Origin of the sequence: Desertivibrio insolitus (genome assembly GCF_017355965.1) — a bacterium.
GTDB lineage: Bacteria > Actinomycetota > Actinomycetes > Actinomycetales > Microbacteriaceae > JAFIQW01.
Map to the genome: position 1 here is coordinate 149,349 of NZ_JAFIQW010000001.1, position 19,650 is coordinate 168,998.

General features: G+C 72.0%; 20 protein-coding genes and 1 tRNA gene. 10 read left to right on the forward strand and 11 right to left on the reverse strand.

Features of this window, described 5'->3' with window-relative positions:
• Window positions 1–60: 60 nt before the first annotated feature.
• Entirely contained in the window at window positions 61–585 is a 525-nt protein-coding gene (locus JUB10_RS00730) for a septum formation family protein (protein WP_207453334.1), read from the reverse strand.
• 73 nt (window positions 586–658) lie between these two features.
• On the opposite strand from JUB10_RS00730, the gene JUB10_RS00735 reads away from it, so the two are divergent.
• From JUB10_RS00735 to JUB10_RS00745, 3 genes are all read left to right on the forward strand, one after another.
• Window positions 659–740, forward strand: a tRNA-Leu gene (locus JUB10_RS00735).
• Window positions 741–856: 116 nt separating this feature from the next.
• Window positions 857–1,543, forward strand: a complete 687-nt coding sequence (locus JUB10_RS00740) for a DedA family protein (protein WP_207453336.1) — start codon at window positions 857–859, stop codon at window positions 1,541–1,543.
• A gap of 19 nt (window positions 1,544–1,562) precedes the next feature.
• On the forward strand, window positions 1,563–2,240 hold the full coding sequence (locus tag JUB10_RS00745) for a DedA family protein (protein ID WP_207453338.1): 678 nt from the start codon (window positions 1,563–1,565) through the stop codon (window positions 2,238–2,240).
• Window positions 2,241–2,396: 156 nt separating this feature from the next.
• Here the strand turns inward: JUB10_RS00745 and JUB10_RS00750 are convergent, their stop codons facing one another.
• Genes JUB10_RS00750 through murI form a run of 5 tightly spaced genes read right to left on the reverse strand, consistent with a single transcriptional unit; the run spans window position 2,397 to window position 6,529 of the window.
• Window positions 2,397–3,638, reverse strand: coding sequence for an Nramp family divalent metal transporter (locus tag JUB10_RS00750; protein ID WP_307859029.1), 1,242 nt, complete (start codon window positions 3,636–3,638; stop codon window positions 2,397–2,399).
• 57 nt (window positions 3,639–3,695) lie between these two features.
• Window positions 3,696–4,310, reverse strand: coding sequence for a metal-dependent transcriptional regulator (locus JUB10_RS00755; protein WP_207453340.1), 615 nt, complete (start codon window positions 4,308–4,310; stop codon window positions 3,696–3,698).
• Window positions 4,311–4,317: 7 nt separating this feature from the next.
• Window positions 4,318–4,893 (reverse strand): RdgB/HAM1 family non-canonical purine NTP pyrophosphatase, encoded by a 576-nt coding sequence (gene rdgB, locus JUB10_RS00760; RefSeq protein WP_207453348.1) that lies wholly within the window; start codon window positions 4,891–4,893, stop codon window positions 4,318–4,320.
• Window positions 4,894–4,937: 44 nt separating this feature from the next.
• Window positions 4,938–5,666 (reverse strand): ribonuclease PH, encoded by a 729-nt coding sequence (rph, locus tag JUB10_RS00765; RefSeq protein ID WP_207453350.1) that lies wholly within the window; start codon window positions 5,664–5,666, stop codon window positions 4,938–4,940.
• Window positions 5,663–6,529, reverse strand: a complete 867-nt coding sequence (gene murI, locus JUB10_RS00770) for a glutamate racemase (protein WP_207453352.1) — start codon at window positions 6,527–6,529, stop codon at window positions 5,663–5,665. Before murI ends, rph begins: the two co-directional genes overlap by 4 nt.
• A 23-nt stretch (window positions 6,530–6,552) precedes the next feature.
• Between murI and JUB10_RS00775 the strand changes: the two genes are divergently transcribed.
• Window positions 6,553–7,866, forward strand: a complete 1,314-nt coding sequence (locus JUB10_RS00775; RefSeq protein ID WP_207453354.1) for a nicotinate phosphoribosyltransferase — start codon at window positions 6,553–6,555, stop codon at window positions 7,864–7,866.
• A gap of 15 nt (window positions 7,867–7,881) precedes the next feature.
• Here the strand turns inward: JUB10_RS00775 and JUB10_RS00780 are convergent, their stop codons facing one another.
• The 3 genes from JUB10_RS00780 to JUB10_RS15125 are packed head-to-tail and all read right to left on the reverse strand — an operon-like array spanning window position 7,882 to window position 11,658.
• Window positions 7,882–8,139: a DUF3039 domain-containing protein gene (locus JUB10_RS00780; RefSeq protein ID WP_207453356.1), complete on the reverse strand. Its 258-nt coding sequence runs from the start codon at window positions 8,137–8,139 to the stop codon at window positions 7,882–7,884.
• A gap of 34 nt (window positions 8,140–8,173) precedes the next feature.
• On the reverse strand, window positions 8,174–9,745 hold the full coding sequence (locus JUB10_RS00785; protein ID WP_207453358.1) for an ABC transporter permease: 1,572 nt from the start codon (window positions 9,743–9,745) through the stop codon (window positions 8,174–8,176).
• Entirely contained in the window at window positions 9,721–11,658 is a 1,938-nt protein-coding gene (locus tag JUB10_RS15125; protein WP_374191670.1) for an ABC transporter ATP-binding protein, read from the reverse strand. The genes JUB10_RS00785 and JUB10_RS15125 overlap by 25 nt, the downstream gene beginning before the upstream one ends.
• Window positions 11,659–12,027: 369 nt before the next feature.
• Here JUB10_RS15125 and JUB10_RS00795 point away from each other — a divergent pair, with 369 nt between their 5' ends.
• Genes JUB10_RS00795 through JUB10_RS00810 form a run of 4 tightly spaced genes read left to right on the forward strand, consistent with a single transcriptional unit; the run spans window position 12,028 to window position 15,241 of the window.
• Entirely contained in the window at window positions 12,028–12,720 is a 693-nt protein-coding gene (locus JUB10_RS00795; protein ID WP_207453360.1) for a phosphocholine cytidylyltransferase family protein, read from the forward strand.
• 41 nt (window positions 12,721–12,761) lie between these two features.
• Complete coding sequence (locus JUB10_RS00800) at window positions 12,762–13,565, forward strand: ABC transporter permease (RefSeq protein ID WP_307859030.1); 804 nt, start codon at window positions 12,762–12,764, stop codon at window positions 13,563–13,565.
• Entirely contained in the window at window positions 13,565–14,338 is a 774-nt protein-coding gene (locus JUB10_RS00805) for an ABC transporter ATP-binding protein (protein WP_207453362.1), read from the forward strand. The genes JUB10_RS00800 and JUB10_RS00805 overlap by 1 nt, the downstream gene beginning before the upstream one ends.
• 48 nt (window positions 14,339–14,386) lie before the next feature.
• Window positions 14,387–15,241, forward strand: coding sequence for a hypothetical protein (locus JUB10_RS00810; protein ID WP_207453364.1), 855 nt, complete (start codon window positions 14,387–14,389; stop codon window positions 15,239–15,241).
• 4 nt (window positions 15,242–15,245) lie between these two features.
• On the opposite strand, the gene JUB10_RS00815 is transcribed toward JUB10_RS00810, so the two are convergent.
• Entirely contained in the window at window positions 15,246–15,644 is a 399-nt protein-coding gene (locus JUB10_RS00815; protein ID WP_207453366.1) for a TIGR03618 family F420-dependent PPOX class oxidoreductase, read from the reverse strand.
• On the reverse strand, window positions 15,644–16,876 hold the full coding sequence (locus JUB10_RS00820; protein WP_207453368.1) for a CDP-glycerol glycerophosphotransferase family protein: 1,233 nt from the start codon (window positions 16,874–16,876) through the stop codon (window positions 15,644–15,646). The genes JUB10_RS00815 and JUB10_RS00820 overlap by 1 nt, the downstream gene beginning before the upstream one ends.
• 125 nt (window positions 16,877–17,001) lie before the next feature.
• Here JUB10_RS00820 and JUB10_RS00825 point away from each other — a divergent pair, with 125 nt between their 5' ends.
• Together JUB10_RS00825 and JUB10_RS00830 are read left to right on the forward strand one after the other, a co-directional pair.
• Window positions 17,002–18,231: a CDP-glycerol glycerophosphotransferase family protein gene (locus JUB10_RS00825; RefSeq protein WP_207453370.1), complete on the forward strand. Its 1,230-nt coding sequence runs from the start codon at window positions 17,002–17,004 to the stop codon at window positions 18,229–18,231.
• Complete coding sequence (locus tag JUB10_RS00830; RefSeq protein ID WP_207453372.1) at window positions 18,228–19,637, forward strand: CDP-glycerol glycerophosphotransferase family protein; 1,410 nt, start codon at window positions 18,228–18,230, stop codon at window positions 19,635–19,637. Before JUB10_RS00825 ends, JUB10_RS00830 begins: the two co-directional genes overlap by 4 nt.
• Window positions 19,638–19,650 lie beyond the last annotated feature (13 nt).

A 19,650-nucleotide genomic window follows, 5' to 3' on the forward strand; every position in this document is an offset into this window, starting at 1 on the left:
TCGCGGCGCTGCGAGCGGTGGTCATCCTGTCAGGGACGGCGGACATGCCGCCGCCGGCGGTCAGGAGCCCTGGAGGAGGCTCCCGTCGAGGTTCGCGAGGTAGCAGAGCACCTCGCGGTCGCCCTGCTCCCAGCCGTCGGCGAGGGGCGCGTAGTAGTAGACCTGCAGGTTCGCCGCGGGGTCGTATGCCTGCCCCGTGTACTGCGTGAACACGTCGCCCGCGCACTCGTCGAAGGCGAGCTGCGCGAAGACGTCCTCCGTCGGGTACTCGCCGTCCGGTGCCTGCACCGCGTGGAACGCCTCGGACTGGTGGGGCTGCGCGCAGTCGATCAGCTCGACCTCGAAGATCTCGCCCTCGGTCGCCCCCGACCAGCAGTCGCCGACCGTGAGCTCGTTGACGTTCACCGTCGTCGTGCCGCCGTCGTCCGGGGCCGCGCTCTCGCTCGGCGACGCCGACGGCGTCGCGCTCTCGCCCGCCGCCTCCTCGTCGACCTGAGGAAGCTGCGCGCATCCCGTCAGGAGCGCGGCGACCGCGCCGATCATGAACAGCGGCGTCAGTGCCTTGGTGGCTCCCCGGGGATTCATGTGATTCACACTAACGGCGACGCCCTCCGGCGGAAACGGTCGGGAGCGCCCTCGTTACACTGGGGCCGCACCCGCGGGAGTGGTGAAATTGGCAGACACGCAGGATTTAGGTTCCTGTGCCGCAAGGCGTAGGGGTTCAAGTCCCCTCTTCCGCACTGAGCGAGTACCACCGCAGCCGGCGTTCTTGTCCCCCTTGAGGATGACGCGCCGCCGAGAGACACTCCGGTAACCTTTCGGCGACCCCGAGCCGCCACCGCGACAGGAGCCCGCCTTGATCACGCAGTCCGCCGGATTGTTCGACGTCGAAGGCATCATCACGGGCTCCGGGCCCTGGGCGCTCGCCGTGGTCTGCGCGATCATCTTCATCGAGACCGGCCTGCTCGTCGGGTTCCTGCTGCCGGGCGACACCCTCCTCGTGATCACGGGCGTGCTCACCTACCAGGGCTTCATCGACTACCCCATCTGGCTCGTCTGCCTGCTGATCGGCATCGCCGCGTTCGCGGGCGACCAGGTCGGCTACGTCATCGGCAGACGCGGCGGACCGGCGGTCTTCGAACGGAAGAACTCCGGGTTCTTCTCGACCTCGAGCGTCGAACGCACGAACAGGTTCTTCGCCAAGTACGGCGGCGCCGCGGTCACGATCGCCCGCTTCATCGGCGTCGTGCGCACCTTCGCCCCCGTCGCCGCCGGCGTCGGGAAGATGGAGTACCGCAAGTTCGTCTTCTACAACCTGCTCGGCGCGCTGCTCTGGGGCGTCGGACTCACTCTGCTTGGCTGGGGCGTCGCGCACATCCCCGGCGTCGCGGACCTCGTGACCCACTACATCGAGTGGGTGCTGCTCGGCGTCATCGCGTTCACGATCGTCGCCATGGTCGTGCACTATCTGCGGATGCGGGCCGAGGCCAGGCGCGACGCCCGCAACCCGCGCCCGGTCGAGATCGTCTCGCCGGAAGACTAAGGAACAGGTAATCCCCCTTTTGTTCGACTTCCTCGACGCGGAGTTCCTCATCCGCTTCTTCGGACCGTTCGTGCTGCTCGGCGTCGCCGCCATCGTCTTCGTGGAGACCGGCTTCATCGTGCTGTCGTTCCTGCCCGGTGACTCCCTGCTCTTCACGGTGGGCCTGCTGACCGCGACCGGCTTCGTGCCGGTGCCGATCTGGCTCACCTGCCTCGTGATCTTCATCGCCGCGTTCGCCGGCGACCAGCTCGCCTTCGGCATCGGCCGCAAGGCGGGTCCCGCGATCTTCAAGCGCGAGCAGAGCCGCTTCTTCAACCCGAAGAACGTGGAGCGCACGACCGAGTTCTTCGACAAGCACGGCGGCAAGGCGGTCATCATCGCCCGCTTCCTGCCCGTCATCCGCGCGTTCGTGCCGGTGGCCGCGGGAGTCGGCAAGATGAAGTACTCGACCTTCATCAGCTACAACGTCGTCGGCGCGTTCCTCTGGGGCGTCTGCCTGACCCTCGTCGGCTTCTTCCTGGGGCAGATCCCCTTCGTCGAGCACTACGCCGAGTACTTCATCATCGCGATCGTGCTGCTCTCGGGCATCCCGATCCTCATGGAGCTCTTCAAGGCCGGACGCTCGACCCTCGCGCAGCGTAAGGAGGCTGGCCGCCGGCTCGCGGAGGCGGTGCCGCACGAGCTCCGCGAGGAGTAACGCCCAGCAGACGGATGCCCCGGGCCGCGCAGTCGCGACGGCCCGGGGCATCCGTCGTTTCCGGCAGACCCGGGGCCCGGGCGACGGGCGTGGGCATCTCTTCGGACCGGCGCGGCGGCCGACGTGCGTCGGCGTCAGCGCATGTGTCGGCGCGACTCAGGCGCCGACGACGAGCAGCACCACCAGCGTCACGTTGAGCGCGATGAGCAGCAGGGCCGCGAGCGTCGCGAGCAGCGTCGTGCGGCGCCGGTTGACGTGCGCGCCCATGAGCGTGCGGTCGGCGGTGAGCCGCACCAGGGGCACGAGCGCGAACGGGATGCCGAACGACAGCACCACCTGGCTCAGCACGAGCGCGAGGGTCGGCTCGACCCCGACCGCGAGGATGACGAGCGCCGGCAGCAGCGTCACGAGCCGGCGCACGAGCAGCGGGATGCGAACGCGGAGCAGGCCGCTCATGATCTCGGCTCCCGCGTAGGCGCCGACCGACGTCGACGCGAGCCCCGAGGCGAGCAGCCCGAGCGCGAACAGCGTCGCGATCACGGGGCCGAGCGCGGTGCCGAGCGCGGCGTGCGCGCCCTCGAGGGAGTCGGTGCCGTCGACGCCCTGCAGGGTGCTCGCGGCGAGCAGGAGGATGACGACGTTGACCGTGCCGGCGATCGCGAGGGCGATCGTGACGTCCACGCGCGTGCCCGTGAGCAGGCGCCGGATGCCGGGCGCCTCGACATCCTCGGCGAACCGGTCGCGCGCGAGCGCGGAGTGCGCGTAGATCGCGTGCGGCATGATCGTCGCCCCGAGGATCGAGGCGGCGAGCAGCACCGAGCCGGTGCCGTCGAACCGGGGAACGAGGCCGGTCGCCGCGGCGACCGGGTCGGGCGGAGCGATCACGACGCCCGCGCCGAAGCCGACGGCGATGACGACGATGAACAGGCCGATGATGCGCTCGAACGGCTTCGCCCCGCGCTTGCCCTGCACCACGAGCAGCAGCATCGAGACGGCGCCGGCGAGCACGCCACCGGCGACGAGCGGCCAGCCGAAGAGCAGGTTGAGCGCGACAGCGCCGCCGATCACCTCGGCCACGTCGGTCGCCATCGCGACGAGCTCCGCCTGCAGCCAGTATGCGACACGCGCGCGGCGTGACCGGATGCGCTCCCCCAACACCTCCGGCAGGCTCTGCCGCGCGACGATGCCGAGCTTCGCCGAGAGGTACTGGATGAGCCAGGCGGTGAGGTTGCCCAGCACGACGACCCAGACGAGCAGGTACCCGTACTGGGCGCCGGCCGTCATGTTGCTCGCGACGTTGCCGGGATCGAGGTACGCGACGCCCGCGACAAGGGCGGGCCCGATCAGCAGGAAGACCCGGATGCCCCGGTACTGCCGCACGAAGGTCGCTTCGGCCACGTCGCCCCCTCGAGGTTTCGGTTGCCCGAAACGTTACTGCCGATCGGTATGCGGAGGCTACTCCCCGTCGTCCCGCACGAGCCAGATCGCCGCGCGCTCCTCGTCGGAGAGCTCGGCCACCGTCACCACGGAGTCGAGTGCGACGCCGCGCTCCTCGAGCGCGCGGAGCACCTCGGGGTCGCGGTCGCTGATCCGCACGACCGTGCCTGTCGCGGCGCGGCTCTCGGCGGCGAGCACGGCGTCGGGCAGCCGCACGGTGAGGTCGCGCGCCGGGATGGGGTCGCCGTGCGGGTCGCGCACGGGTCGGCCCAGCCGGTCGTCGATGGCATCGAGCAGGCGGTCGCTCACCGTGTGCTCGAGCACCTCCGCCTCGTCGTGCACCTCGTCCCAGCCGTAACCGAACTCGCGCACGAGCCAGGTCTCGAGAAGGCGGTGCCGCCGCGTCATCCGCAGGGCGACCTCGCGCCCCGCGTCGGTGAGCGTGATCGCGCCGTACGGCCGGTGGTCGACCAGCCCCTGCGCGACGAGCCGCTTGATCATCTCGGTGACCGACGAGTTGGCGAGCCCCAGCCGCGCGGCGAGCTGCCCGCTCGTGATGGCGTCCGGCTGCCACTCCGTGTGCGCCAGGATGACCTTGAGGTAGTCCTCGACGACGCTCGAGCCGGCAGGCATCCGGGACCTACTTCAGCAGCTGACCGACGATCGGGGCGATCGCGGTGAAGGCCCGGGCGCGGTGCGAGACCGCGTTCTTCTCCTCGGGGGTGAGCTCGGCCGCCGAGACGTCGTAGCCCGTCGGCCGGAAGATCGGGTCGTACCCGAAGCCGTTCGTGCCGGCGGGTTCGGTGAGGATCTCCCCCGTCCAGATGCCGGCCTCGACGTGCTCGACGTCGCCGACCACGAGGGCGGCGGCGCACTCGAAGTGACCGGCGCGGTTGGTCTCCCCCTCGAGGTTCTTCAGCAGCAGGCGCAGGTTGTCGCCGTCGTCGCGGGTGCCGGCGTAGCGGGCGGAGTGGATGCCGGGGGCGCCGCCCAGCGCGTCGACGCAGACACCCGAGTCGTCCGCGATCGCCGGAAGGCCGGTGTGCTCGGCCGCGGCACGCGCCTTGATGAGCGCGTTCGCGGCGAAGCTGTCGCCGTCCTCCACGGGTTCGGGGCCGTCGTAGCCCACGACCTCGATGTCGGGGAGCACGGCGCCGAGGATGCGACGCAGCTCCTCGACCTTGTGGGCGTTGTGGGTGGCGAGCACGAGCTTCATCGGCTCCTACTCTGCCACGCGCCGGGCAGCCCCCGGAACGGGGGCTAGGCCACTCCGAGGGCGGCGCGCTGCGCCTCGGCGAGCGAGGTCGTGCCGACGAGCGCGAGGTCGAGCAGCGAGTTCAGCTCGGTGCGGTCGAACGGCGCGCGCTCGGCCGTGCCCTGCACCTCGACGAACAGTCCGCGTCCGGTGACGACGACGTTCATATCGGTCTCGGCGCGCACGTCCTCGACGTAGGCGAGGTCGAGCATCGGCTCGCCGTCGATGATGCCGACCGAGACCGCCGAGACGGTGTCGATGAGCGGGGTGGCCTTCTGCCCGATGAACTTCTTGCCACGCGCCCACTCGATCGCGTCGGCGAGCGCGACGTACGCGCCCGTGATCGCGGCCGTGCGGGTGCCGCCGTCAGCCTGGAGCACGTCGCAGTCGATCACGATCGTGTTCTCGCCGAGCGCCTTCGTGTCGATGATCGCGCGCAGGCTGCGGCCGATGAGCCGCGAGATCTCGTGCGTGCGCCCGCCGACCTTGCCCTTGATCGACTCGCGGTCCATGCGCTCGTTCGTCGAGCGCGGCAGCATCGCGTACTCCGCCGTCACCCAGCCGGTGCCCTTGCCCGAGAGCCAGCGCGGCACGCCGTTGGTGAACGACGCGGTGCAGAGCACCTTGGTGTTGCCGAACGAGATGAGGGCGCTGCCCTCGGCCTGGGCGCTCCAGCCGCGCTCGATCGTGACCGGGCGCACCTGGTCGTTCTGCCGTCCGTCGGCGCGAGTCATGCTCGTCCTCCCCGTGCCGCCACCTGCGGCACGATCTGCGACACGTCGATCGTGCCGGTCTCGTGGTTCTCGACGCGGGTGACCTCGGGTCCGAGGAAGCGCGCCGCGAGTCTCTTGAAGTTCGCCTCGTCGTCGCCCGTCGCCTGGAACTCGTGCACGGGCGCCGAGGCATCCGTGCGGAGCAGGCCGTGCGCGACGAGGGTGCGGTAGACGTCGAACGCCGTCTCCTCCGCGCTCGAGACGAGGGTCACGTCCTCGCCGACGACGTACTGGATGGCCGCCGACAGCAGCGGGTAGTGCGTGCAGCCCAGCACGAGGGTGTCGATGTCGGCGTCGCGCAGCGGGGCGAGGTACTCCTCGGCGACCTCGAACAGCTCGGGGCCGCTCGTCACCCCGGCCTCGACGAACTCGACGAAGCGCGGGCACGCCTGGGTGAGCAGGGTGAGGTCGGATGCCGCGGCGAACGCGTCCTCGTACGCCCGCGACTGCACCGTGCCGACCGTGCCGATCACGCCGACGCGTCGGTTGCGGGTCTGCCGCACGGCCGCCCGGACGGCGGGCTGGATCACCTCCAGCACGGGGATGCCGTAGCCCTGGGTGAAGCGCTCGCGGGCGTCGCGGAGCATCGCCGCCGACGCGGTGTTGCACGCGATGACGAGCAGCTTCACGCCGGCCGCGACGAGGTCGTCCATGACCGCGAGCGCGTACTCGCGCACCTCGGCGATGGGCTTCGGGCCGTACGGGGAGTGGGCGGTGTCGCCGACGTAGAGGATCTGCTCGCGCGGCAGCTGGTCGATGATCGCCCGCGCCACCGTGAGCCCGCCGACGCCTGAGTCGAAAACTCCGATCGGCGCGCTTGTCACGGGAATCGAGTTTACTGACAAGCATGACGAGCACCCTCGCGAGCACCGCCGTGACGAGCCTCCTGACCGATCAGTACGAGCTGACGATGGTCGAGGCGGCGCGTGGCAGCGGGGCCGCTGACCGCGAGAGCGTCTTCGAGGTGTTCGCCCGCACGCTGCCGGGCGGACGCCGCTACGGGGTCGTCGCCGGCACGGGCCGGTTCCTCGAGCAGCTCTCCCGGTTCACCTTCGGCGACGCCGAGCTGACCTGGCTGCGCGACCGCGGCATCGTCGGCGAGGAGATGCTCGACTGGCTCGCCGACTACCGCTTCTCCGGCACCATCCACGGCTACCGCGAGGGCGAGCTCTACTTCCCCGGCTCCCCCATCCTCGTCGTCGAGGGGACGTTCGCGGATGCCGTGCTGCTCGAGACCCTCGCCCTCAGCGTGTTCAACCACGACAGCGCGATCGCGGGAGCCGCCGCGCGCATGGCATCCGTCGCCCACGGCCGGCCGCTCGCCGAGATGGGGTCGCGCCGCGCCGCGGAGACGTCGGCGGTCGCCGCCGCGCGCGCCGCCTACATCGCGGGCTTCAGCGCGACGAGCAACCTCGAGGCGGGCCGCCGCTACGGCGTGCCGACGATGGGCACGGCCGCGCACGCGTTCACTCTGCTGCACGACACCGAGGAGGACGCGTTCCGCGCCCAGGTCGCCGCGCTCGGGCCGGGCACGACGCTGCTCGTCGACACGTACGACATCCCGACCGCCGTCGAGCGCGCGGTCGCGATCGCGGGGCCGGAGCTCGGGGCCGTGCGCATCGACTCAGGCGACCTGCCGGAGCTCGTCGCGCAGGTGCGCAACCAGCTCGACGATCTCGGGGCCCCCCGCACCCGCATCACCGTGACGAGCGACCTCGACGAGTACGCGATCGCCGGCCTCTCCGGCTCCCCCGTCGACGGCTACGGCGTCGGGACGTCCGTCGTCACGGGCTCGGGTTCACCGACGGCGGGCATGGTCTACAAGCTCGTCGCACGGAAGAACGACGACGGCGAGTGGGTCTCGGTCGCCAAGAAGAGCTCGGCCAAGGCATCCGTCGGCGGCAAGAAGTACCCCGAGCGGATGCTGCGCGAGGGCACCGCCTACGAGGAGCGGATCACCATCGGGCACCCGGGGCACGAGGAGTCGGCGCGATCGCTGCTCGTGCCGCTCGTGGTCGACGGCGAGATCGACGAGCAGTTCACGGGACCGACCGGCACCGCGATCGCGCGCGAGCACCACGCCGCCGCCGTCGCGGAACTGCCGATGGAGGCGTTCGCGCTCAGCCGCGGCGAGCCGGTGCTTCCGACGGTCTACGCGTAGGGGTCGACGGGAGCGCTACTCGGCGAGGCTCTCGTAGATCTCCTTGCACGTGGGGCAGACGGGGAACTTGTTCGGGTCGCGGCCCGGGGTCCACTTCTTGCCGCAGAGCGCGCGCACGGGCTTGCCGGTCACCGCCGACTCGAGGATCTTCTCCTTGCGCACGTAGTGGGCGAACCGCTCGTGGTCGCCCTCCTCGACCTGCTCCTCGTTGAGGAGCTTCTCGAGTTCGCGGTCGAGGACGTCGGTGCCGCCGCCCTGCTCAGGAGTACTCATACGACCAGGGTAGTTCTCGCCGGGGCCCGCCGCGTCAGTTGCGCAGCGCGAAGGCCATCAGCTCTGGCATCCGACGGTCGTAGATCCGCGCGCCGCCCCACACGCCGACGAAGAGCATGACCGCGCCGAGCACGAGGCCGAGCACGAGCGACGACCAGACCGCCTCGGTGTCGCCGAGCACGGCGAGCACGGCGAACCAGATCGACGGGCCGACGACGATCAGGGTCAGCAGGAACGAGACCGACTGGATGAGTCCGGAGGCCGTGCCGCTCGCCTGGGGCTGCGTGAAGGGGTTGTCGCCCGGTCGCACGGCGGGATACGGCAGCAGCGCCGAGGTGAGGCTCGAGACGCCGAGGCCCGCGAGCAGGATGCCGCCGCTGACGCCGAGGAGGGCGGGCAGCAGGTCGGGCACTCCCCCGAGCCTGACGCAGACGATGGAGCCGGCGACGACCACGACGAGGCCGACGAGCAGCGGCGGCACGAGGCGTCCGATGCGGTCGTCGAGGCCGCGGGTGCCAGCGGCGACGTGCTGCCAGAACGCGGTGTGGTCGTAGGCGACGTCGTTGTGGATCGACCAGGTCAGGAAGAGCGCCATGAGCGGCACGGGCAGCAGCGCGATGCGGTCCCAGCCGATGCCGACGACCGCGAGCGGCACCGCGACGAGCAGCGGGATGATCGGGATGACGATCCAGTTCACGCGGTAGCGCGCGTCGCGCGCCCAGTAGAGCAGGCTGCGCCCGGCGATGACGCCGGCGGGCGTGCCGGGCACCCGCGCGAACACGCCGAGTCCCTCGCGCACGCGCACCTGCTGCTCCCGCTCGCGGGCGACGAGCATCCACGGCACGAGCGCCCGCCAGACGAGCCACAGGATGCCGACGGTGAGCAGCGCGATGACTAGCTGCCCGATCGCGGCCCCCGTGTCACCCACGGCGGCGCTGCCGGGCGTCGCCCAGGCCGCGCCGAGCGGCGTCCACATGAGCACGGATGCCACGGTGTCGAGGATCGCGACCCCGCGCCGGCCCCACTCGACGCTCGAAAGGAGCGGCACCGCGAGCGCCGCGCCGAGCACGACGACGACCGCGACGACGCTCGTGGCGTCGCGGGCGCGGCGGGTGGCGAGCAGGAACGCCGAGACCGCAGTCGTGACGCGGGCCCCGAGCACGGCCGTGACGACGATGAGCGCGGCGGCGACGAAAGCGAGGAACAGGGGCAGCGGGCCGCGCGTCCACGTCGTGACCTGCGCTCCCGCGAGCACCAGCACGACGAGCGAGGGCACGCTCACGAGCGCGGCCACCGCGAGGGCGAGCGTCAGGCGCTTGGTGCGGAGCGGGAACAGGGCGAAGCGGCGGGGATCGAGCGCGTCATCCGTGCCCCCGATCAGCGGGGCGAGCAGGAACCCGAGCACGACGAGCGAGCCGAAGACCGTCACGGTCGCCCGGGCGAGCTCCGGTTCCGCGACGCGGAGCGCGGCGAGCCCGACGGCGCTGAGCACGGCGAAGCCGAGCCCGTAGACGACGGCGACGGCGAGACCGATCGCCTGCCAGAGATTCCGGCGGAAAGAGTTGACGAGCAGCCGCAGTCTCAGTCCGAGAATGTGTGCAACCACTCCATGCCCTCCGCGCTGATGCGGCCACCGGCGAGTTCGACGAAGCGCTCCTCGAGCGTCTGCTCGCCGCGCACCTCGTCCATCGTGCCCTTGTCGAGCACGCGCCCGCCGCCGAGGATCGCGACCGAGTCGCAGATGCGCTGCACGAGGTCCATCGAGTGGCTCGACAGCACGACCGTGCCGCCGGCCGCGGCGTACCGCTGCAGGATCTCGATGATGTTCGCGGCCGAGACGGGGTCGACGCTCTCGAACGGCTCGTCGAGGATCAGCAGCCGCGGCGAGTGCAGCATCGCGGCGGCGAGGGCGATCTTCTTCGTCATGCCCGCCGAGTAGTCGACGACGAGGCGGCCGAGGGCGTCCTCGAGACCGAAGGAGCGGGCGAGGTCGGCCGTGCGGTGCCGCACGGTCGCGGCGTCGAGGCCGCGGAGCACGCCGGCGTAGTGCAGCAGCTGCGCGCCGGTCAGCCGGTCGAAGAGACGCAGCCGGTCGGGCAGCACGCCCATCTGGCGCTTCGCGGTCAGCGGGTCCTTCCACACGTTCGCACCGTGCACGGTGACGACGCCCTGACTCGGGCGCAGCAGCCCGGCGATCATCGACAGGGTCGTCGTCTTGCCGGCGCCGTTCGGCCCGACGAGGCCGAAGAACGACCCGGCCTGCACGTCGAGGTCGAGGTCGTCGACGGCGAGGGTCTGGTCGAAGCGCTTCGTGAGTCCGCGGATGGAGAGGACGGGCTCGTCGCCGCGCGGCTCCGCGCTCGGGCCGCGGTCGACCAGGGCCGTGGCGGATGTCTCCGTCGCGACGCCCGGCGAGGGCTTCGGCTTGCGGGCGGGCAGCTTGAAGCGGGGCGCGGCCGGCGCCCTGGGGGCGGGCGCGGGGGTCGTGGTGGTGCCCGGGTCCGCCACCGGGGTCGCCGTCGTCGTGGCAGGGGCTGCCGCGGAGGCGGGGGTCGCCGGTGCTTCCGGGGCGGCCGTGGTTCCCGCGGCGGCCTCGGGCTCGGCTGCCGCGTCCTCGGGGCGCTGGCCCTCGGCGTCGCGGGTCGGCGGAGTGAACGAGCGCTTGAGGCGCGAGAGCAGGGAGCCCTCCGCACCGGGGCGGGTCGCGGCGGCGGCGTCGGAAGCGGCAGGCGCGTCTGCGTCGGTGACGGCGCGAGCGGCAGGCGTGGCTGCGTCGGTGGCGGCCGGCGCCGGTGGACCTGACTGCTCGGTCTCGGTCGCGGTGGCGTCGCTGGAGGCGGCGGGCGCCTGCTTCGTGCTCGTGGAGGGACGCTTGGCGCGCGGCGCGGCGGGCGGCGCCGGGGTCTCGGCGGGCGCGTCGTCGGCGGGCGCGGGCGCCGCTGCGGCAGGCGCGCTGTCCGCGGGCGCGGGCGACGCTGCGGCAGGCGCTTCGGCCGCCGGCGCCGGCGGCGTCAGCGTGAACTCGACCGGCGGGGCCACGACGGCGGTCGACCCCGTGACCGGCGGCGGCGGGGGCGGCGACGCGGGCGTGCGCTTCTTCGCGCCGGCGGGCGGCGGAACGGGCACGCGCTGCGGGCGCTTGCGGGGCGCCGACTTCGCCGCGGGCACGGCAGGCGGAGGCGGCGGCGGCGCGGTCGCGCCCTGATCGGCGGGCGGAACCGCGGGGGCCGCTTCCTCTGCGGGCGCCGGAGCATCGGCGGGCGCCTTGGGCGCGCGAGGGCTCTTCGTGGTGCTCGTGCGGGCGGCGGCGGCGCGCGCGGCGGGAGCGCGGCCCGTCGTGGCATCCGCTCCGCTCTCTTCGGTCTTCCGGGTGCGCGTGGTCGTGCTCTTCGAGCCGGCTGCCTTGGCCGAGGAGGTGCGCTTGGTGCCGCCGGACTTCGCCGATGTTGCGCCCTTCGCGGTCGTTCCCGCGGTCTTGCGCGGGGCGCGCTTCGGGGCTGCTGCCTCCGGCTCAGTCACGGCGTCACCGGAGGATGCTGCGGACGTGTCAGCGGAGGCCTGCGACGAGGCCGCGGGTCTCCGCGGGGTTCGCGCCGGGCGAGGGGCCGGCGCCGTGGCATCCGTCCCCCGCTCGTCGGCGGCAGGGGCGCTGTCGGGAAGGTCGCCTGGCTGCTCCGAACTCACCGCATCACCGTACCAATGGACCACTGACCGCCCGGGACCCCTCCTGGGTCACGATCCGGACACGCATCACACTCCCAGGTCGCGCTTGCATGGCCCCGGGGTACTCTGGATTGATCACAACGAAGTGTCCATTTCAACCCGCGCGGGTGAACTGACAGTTAATTCCTCAGATCGGACCTCGCGCCCCGACCGCCGAGGAGTGCAATGACCACGCAGATCGTGATCCTGGCCGCCGGCATGGGCAGCCGTCTGGGACGCTCGCTTCCGAAGCCCCTCACCGAGCTCAGTGACGGCCGCACCATCATGCAGCAGCAGTTCGACAACATCCACGCCGCGTTCGGCAACGACGCGCACGTGTCGATCGTCGTCGGCTACAAGCTCGAGCACATCATCGACGCGTTCCCGCACGCGTCGTTCGTCTACAACGAGCAGTACGACCAGACCAACACGTCGAAGAGCCTGCTCCGCGCGCTGCGCGCGAGCGACAGGGGCGGCGTGCTCTGGATGAACGGCGACGTCGTGTTCGACCCGACCGCACTCAAGCGCGGCGCCGAGCTCGTCGCCCGCGACCAGTCGTTCGTCACCGTCAACACGGCGAAGGTCTCCGACGAGGAGGTCAAGTACACGGTCGACGCGGAGGGCTTCATCAAGGAGCTGTCGAAGACCGTGAAGAACGGCCTCGGCGAGGCGGTCGGCATTAACTACGTGTCGAAGGCCGACAAGCCGAAGCTCGTGCGCCAGCTCAACCGCGTCGGCGACCAGGACTACTTCGAGCGCGGTATCGAGCTCGGCATCGAGCAGGACGGTCTACGCTTTGAGCCCGTAGACATCTCCGACCTCTACGCCGTTGAGATCGACTTCGCGGAAGACCTCGAGCGGGCGAACTTCTACGTGTGACGCGCGGAGGTGGCTCACCCGAGCGTAAGGACCTCCGCCCAGTGACATCCGCGACCGTGCAGCGCCTCATCCCGAGGCGCTCCGCCGGTGCGCGCTACCGCCACTCGCTGTGGCTGCTGACGAGCCGCGACCTGCGGGTGCGGTACTCGACGAGCGCGCTCGGCTACCTGTGGTCGATCCTCGATCCGCTCGCGATGAGCGCGATCTACTGGTTCGTGTTCACGCAGGTGTTCGGTCGCGGCGTCGGGCACGAGCCCTACATCGTGTTCCTGCTGACCGCGCTGCTGCCGTGGACGTGGTTCAACGGCGCGGTGTCGGACTCGACGCGCGCGTTCCTCAAGGACGCGAAGCTCGTGCGCTCGACGGCGATCCCCCGCAGCATCTGGGTCGGCCGCATCGTGCTGTCGAAGGGCATCGAGTTCCTGCTGAGCCTGCCAGTGCTCGCGCTCTTCGCGATCGCCGCCGGCGCCGAGGTGTCGTGGCAGCTCGTCTACTTCGTGCCCGCGATCCTGCTGCAGGCCGGGCTCACGATGGGGCTCGGGCTCATCATCGCGCCGCTCGTCGTCTTCTTCCGCGACCTCGAGCGGGCGGTCAAGCTCGTGCTGCGCTTCGCCTTCTACGCCTCCCCCGTCATCTACGGGCTCGGCGACCTGCCCGGCGACTTCCGGACGCTCGGGGCGTTCAATCCGCTCGCGGGCATCTTCTCCCTCTACCGCGCCGGGTTCTTCCCGCAGGAGCTCGACTGGACCGCCGTCGGCATCAGCACCGCGCTCACGGTCGTGATCCTCGCCCTCGGCGCCGTCGTCTTCCGCCGCTGCGAGCGCGCCGTGCTGAAGGAGATCTGATGTCGGCCGTGACGAGCGAGCGCACCGAGACGGCCGAGTCCGTGATCGCGGTCAGCGGCGTCGGCATCCGGTTCCGCCGCAACAAGCGCGGGCGCCGCACCTTCAAGGACCTCTTCGCCGGGTCGAAGCGCCGCAGCCGCCCGAACGAGTTCTGGGCGCTGCGCGACGTCAGCTTCGAGGTGCGCCGCGGCGAGGCGATCGGCGTCGTCGGCCGCAACGGCCAGGGCAAGTCCACGTTGCTGAAGCTCGTCGCCGGCGTCGTGCTGCCCGACGAGGGCCGCGTCGCCGTCACCGAGGGCGTGGCTCCGCTCATCGAGATCACCGGCGGCTTCGTCGACGACCTCACGGTGCGCGACAACGTCTACCTCACCGCCGGACTGCACGGCATGACGCGGGCCGAGATCGCGGCGCGCTTCGACGACATGATCGACTTCGCCGAGATCGGCGACTTCGTCGACACCCCGTACAAGCACCTCTCGAGCGGGATGAAGGTGCGCATCGCCTTCAGCGTCGTGTCGAGCCTCGAGGAGCCGATCCTGCTCGTCGACGAGGTGCTCGCGGTCGGCGACAAGGCGTTCAAGGAGAAGTGCTACGCCCGCATCGAGCAGCTGCTCGCCGCGGGTCGCACCCTGTTCTTCGTCTCGCACAACGAGCGGGACCTCAAGCGCTTCTGCGAGCGCGGGCTCTACCTCGACCGCGGGCAGCTCGTGCTCGACGGTCCGATCACGGAGGTACTCGACAGGTACAACCGGGATCATGGGACCAAAGCCTGAAGCAGGCTCAGTTCCCACGTCGGCTGTGAAGCCAGAGAGAGGCGACGGATGCCCCGCGAGACCGCGATCCCGACCGACCCGAACGACCTCGACCCGCGCCTGACGAGCGGCCTGCAGGGGCTGCTCAACGTGCAGCGCCCCGTCGTCATCTCCTACCTCCGCAACGTGCGCCGCGCGAACCCCGACGCGAGCCCGGCGGAGCTCATCGAGATCCTGCAGAAGCGCTACCTGACCGCGGTGACGATCGGCGGCGCGGGCACGGGCGCAATCGCCGCCGTCCCCGGCATCGGCACCGTCGCGTCGCTCGGCGTCAGCGCGCTCGAGACCGCGGGCTTCCTCGAGGCCAGCGCGCTCTACGCGCAGGCCGTCACCGAGCTGCACGGCATCCGCGTCGAGGACCCGGAGCGCGCGAACACCCTCGTCATGACGCTCATGCTCGGCACCGCCGGCGCCGACCTCGTGAAGCAGCTCGCCGGGCAGGCGAGCGGCGGCCCCGGCCGCTCCTCGTTCTGGGGCGACCTCGTCACCGAGCGGCTGCCGAAGGCGGTGCTCACGCAGATCAAGACCAAGATCCAGCGCACATTCCTCAAGCGTTTCCTCGTGCGCCGCAGCGCCGGGCTCTTCGGGCGCCTCGTGCCGTTCGGCATCGGCGCCGTCATCGGCGGCACCGGCAACCACGTGCTCGCGAAGCGCGTGATCGAGGCGGCGCAGGATGCCTTCGGGCCGGCTCCCCACTCGTTCACCGGCGAGCTCTCGACGATCACGCTCAAGCCCTCCAAGGAGGAGCGGTCCGCCGAGAAGGAGGCGCGACAGGCGCAGAAGCGCCAGTCCAAGCAGGCCCGCGCGGAGCTCGAGGCCGCCGAGAAGGACGCCCGCAAACGGGCGGACGAGCTCAAGGGCTAGCGGCTCAAGCTGATTCGACGAGCCCGGCCGACCCGAGCAGCGCGTCGGGCTCGATCACGAGCACGACGCGCTCCGGGTTCGGCCGCGGCGTGCGGTAGCGCTCCGCATACAGCTGCTCGGCGAGACGCACCTCGTCGGGCTCGTCGCGCATCGCGATCGCTCCCGAGAGACTCAGCCACCGGGCGCCGTCGACCTGGCCGACCGCTCCCCTGCCGTCGCGCACCGCGTTCAACACCTTCTGCGAGCCGCGCGACGTGATGATGCGCACGAGCCCGTCGTGCCAGGTGAAGCCGACCGCGACGACGTGCAGGCTGCCGTCCGTGCGCACCGTCGACAGCGTCGCGAGGTGCCGCTCGCGCACGAACTCGAGGCCCTCGGCGGAGAGCCGCCGCTGCGCCCCCATCAGGCCGGGTCGCCGACGTGCTGCGCGGCGTGCTCGTCCCACCGGGCGAGCAGGAGGTCGATCGCGGCGTGGAAGCGCTCGGTCGCGGCCCCCGGGGTCGTGTCGCCGAAGTAGTGGCTCACCCACTTCTCGAGCCGGGCGCGGGCCTCGGTCGACGTGAGCAGGGTGTCGAGGCGGGCGGGCAGCTGCGCGGCATCCGCCGCCTCGAGCCATTCGGCGTCGCCGAGGTAGCCGCTCTCGTCGACGTCGGCCGCCGGCGAGACGGGCCGGGTCACGAGCAGCGGCTTGCCCGTCGCGAGGCGGTCGTAGACCATCGCGGAGATGTCGGTGATCGCGACGTCGGCGGCGGCGAGCTGCCAGCCGAGCTCGGCACCGGTGTCGTGCACGTGGTGCGCGTTCGGGTCGGCGCGGTTCGCGGCCGCGAGCGCGTCGATGATCTGCCGGTTCGCCTGCGCATACGCGGTGTCGAGCACCCCGCTCCGCGGGTGCGGCCGGTAGACCACGCGGTACCGCGGCGACGCGAGCAACGCTCGCACGAGCGCGACGCCGTGGCTCGCGATCGATCCGTAGGCGGCCTGCGGGCGGTCGCCCTCCCACGTCGGCGCGTAGAGCACGACGGTGCGGTCGCCAGCCGGGTAGGGAACCTGCCCGGCGAAGTGATCGGCCTGCGGACGGCCGATCGGGATGGCGCGCTTGTCGAGGTCGTAGTCCCACAGCGCCCGCGTGAGGCGGGCGCGGGCCGCGTCCCCCGCGATCAAGGCGTAGTCGTACGCCTTGAACTGGTTCGTGGTCATGTACATCTTGTCGCTCTCGCCGTGGTTGATGAACACGTGCCACATGCGGCCGTAGCGCATCATCTGGAAGTTCTTGGCGTTCTGGTTGACGTACAGCACGATGCGCACCTCGTGCTCGGCGACGAAGCGCTCGAGGTCGGCGACCTGGCGAACGTGCTCGACGGGCAGCGGGGACTCCTCGACCATCGCGATGGCGCTGCCGGCGCTGCGGGCGAGCACGGCGACGGGCACGCGCTCGGCGAGGGTCTTCAGCGGCGCGTACCACTGCCGCATCTGGTAGAGGTTCACGGGCCCGTCGGCGAAGTACACGACGACCTTGACGTCGGCGGGGGCGCCGAGCCGGTCCTGCACGCGGCGGATGTCGTGCTCGGCCTGGCGGGCGCGGATGGCACGGGCGGCGAATTTGCGGGCCCTGGTCAATGTGGTGAGGAGGGGCATCGGCATCCATTGTTCCAGGGGCCTTCGCTGCGGGGCCGGGTGCGGGCCGCATCCGTTACGGGATCGTTCGGGGCGTCGGCGGGATGCTCTACCCTCATAAATCCCAGCCGCGATTCGGAGAGCACTTGCCGCGTTTCACCTTCGCCCGGGGCAATGCGATCAAGGTGCTCGCCCTCCCCCTCTACGGGATCGGCGCCGTCGCCACCCGCTTAGTGCGGCGCGACGCGCGCCGCTGGGCGGTCGGCTGCGGCACCGGCGTCGGCGAGGGCGCGCTGCAGCTCGTGCTCGCGGCACGGCGGGCCGATCCGGCGCTCGACATCGTCTGGCTCGCGCGGCACGAGCGGGATCAGACGGATGCCGCCGCGCACGGCATCCGCTCGGTGCGCAAGGCCACGCTGCGCGGCTGGCTCGCGACCGCCCGCGCGGGCGTGCTCGTCGTCACGCACGGCTTCGGCGACGTGAACCGCTTCGCGACGGCCGGGGCTTTCCTCGTGCAGCTCTGGCACGGCGTGCCGCTCAAGCGCGTGCACCTCGACTCGACCGCGACGACCGCGAGTGGCCTGCGGTCGCGGCTTCTCGCGCGGGCGCTCACGACGGCGTACCGCCTCTCCGCGCGCTCCATCGACCTGCTTCCCGCCGCGTCCGAGACCGCCGCCGCGCGACTGCGCACGGCGTTCGGTCTGCCGGCCGACCGCGTCCCCGTGACGGGCGACCCGCGGGACGACGTGCTCGCCGGGCATCCGGACGCCCTCCGGCAGACCGCGCGGGAGCTGCTGCACGCCCGCCTCGGTCGGCCGCTGCCCACCCGCGTCGTGCTGTGGGCGCCGACCTGGCGCGACGGGCGGGTCGATCCCGCGCTGCCGACCGACGAGGAGTGGCGCGCCCTCGACTCGCTGCTCGCCCGGCACGACGCCCTGCTCGTCGTGCGGCCGCATCCGCTCGCGGTCGGCGACTTCGACGCGGGGCCGCGCCTCTCCGACCGCGTCGCCGTGCTCGACCACCGGCGCCAGGGCGACCTCATGCCCGTGCTCGCCGCGGCCGAGCTGCTCGTGACCGACTACTCCTCCACCGCGCTCGACTTCGCGCTCACGCCCGGCACGGTGCTGTTCCTCGCGCCCGACCTCGAGGACTACGCCCGCACCCGAGGGCTTTACGAGCACTACTCGCACCTGACCGGCGGGCACGAGCAGCGCAGCTGGCAGGGCCTCATCGCGCTCGTCGACCGCCTCTTCTCCGACCCCGAGGCGGCCGTCGCGCACCGCGCGCACACGGCGTCGCTCGCGGAGCGCTACTTCGCCTTCCGCGACGGCCGCAACGCGGAGCGCGTGCACCGAGAGATCGAGCGCCGCGCGTGACCGACCGGGCGCGCGTGACCGACCTGCCCTCGATCGAGCTCGAGGGCGCCGGGCCCGCGCCCGCCCTCGTGCTCGCCGGGGCGCGCGTGACCCAGGCCGCGCACGTCGAGCAGCACGACGACGGCTGGGCGGCCTCGATCCCGCTGCTCTCCTCGTCGTGGGGCTCCGGGCCGCTCCCGCTGCCGAGCGGGCGGTACGCGATCGACACCGACGCGACCCTGCCCGAGACGCTCGTACCCGGCGTCGCCCGGGTGCGGATCGAACCGGGCGCGGTGATCCTCTCGCCGCCGCTCGCCGACGACGAGCTCGGCCGCGACCACCAGCGTCGGCTCGAGGGCTCGTACCGCCGCACCCGGCTGACCCTGCCCGACGCGGTGTTCTTCGAGAGCTTCTACGGCCGCACCGCGAGCGACAACCCGCGGGCGATCGACGCCGCGATCGCGCGCCTGCGCCCCGAGGTGACGCGGTACTGGGGCGTGACGGATGCCTCGGTGCCCGTGCCGCCCGGCGCGGTGCCGGTCGTCGAGGGCAGCCGCGCCTGGTGGCGTGCCCGCGCGGGCGCGCGCCTGCTCGTCGTCAACGACTGGCTGCGCGGGCGCTACCGCCGGCGCCGCGGCCAGACGGTGCTGCAGACGTGGCACGGCACGCCGCTCAAGCGGCTCGCGCTCGACCGCAAGCCCGGGCTGCGCACGCGGCTCGCGGTGCTGAGGGAGAGCCGGCGCTGGGACGTGCTGCTCGCGCAGAACCCCGAGGCGGCCCGCTGGCTGGGCTCCGCCTACGGCTTCCGCGGCGAGGTGTGGGAGGACGGCTACCCCCGCAACGACCTGCTCGCCACCGGCGACGCGGCCGAGGCGCGCGCCTCGCTCGGGCTCGACCCCCGCGCGCTCGTCGCGCTCTACGCGCCGACCTGGCGCGACGACCGCCCGGAGCAGGTCGAGTACCTCGACCCGGCCGCGCTCGCCCGCAACTCCGGCGCGACCGTGCTCGTACGCGGGCACTCCCGGTCGCTCGAGGGCGGCCAGGCGGCGCGCGGCCACCGCGTGCTCGACGTCACGACGCATCCGGATCTCGCGACGCTCATGCTCGCCGCCGACGTGCTCATCACCGACTACTCGTCGGTCATGTTCGACTTCCCCGTCACGGGCAAGCCGATGCTGTTCTTCGTGCCCGACCTCGAGCACTACCGCGACGACCTGCGCGGCTTCTACTTCGACTACACGACGGATGCCCCGGGGCCGCTGCTGCGCACGCCGGCCGAGGTCGTCGACGCGATCCGCGGGCTCCGCCAGGTGCGCGCCGAACACGCCGAGCGCTACGCGGCGTGGCGGGCGCGCTTCGCCCCGCACGACGACGGCGGCGCGGCCGAGCGCGTCGTGCGGCGGCTCACCGACCGCGGCATCCTGTAGCCCGACGCCGGGC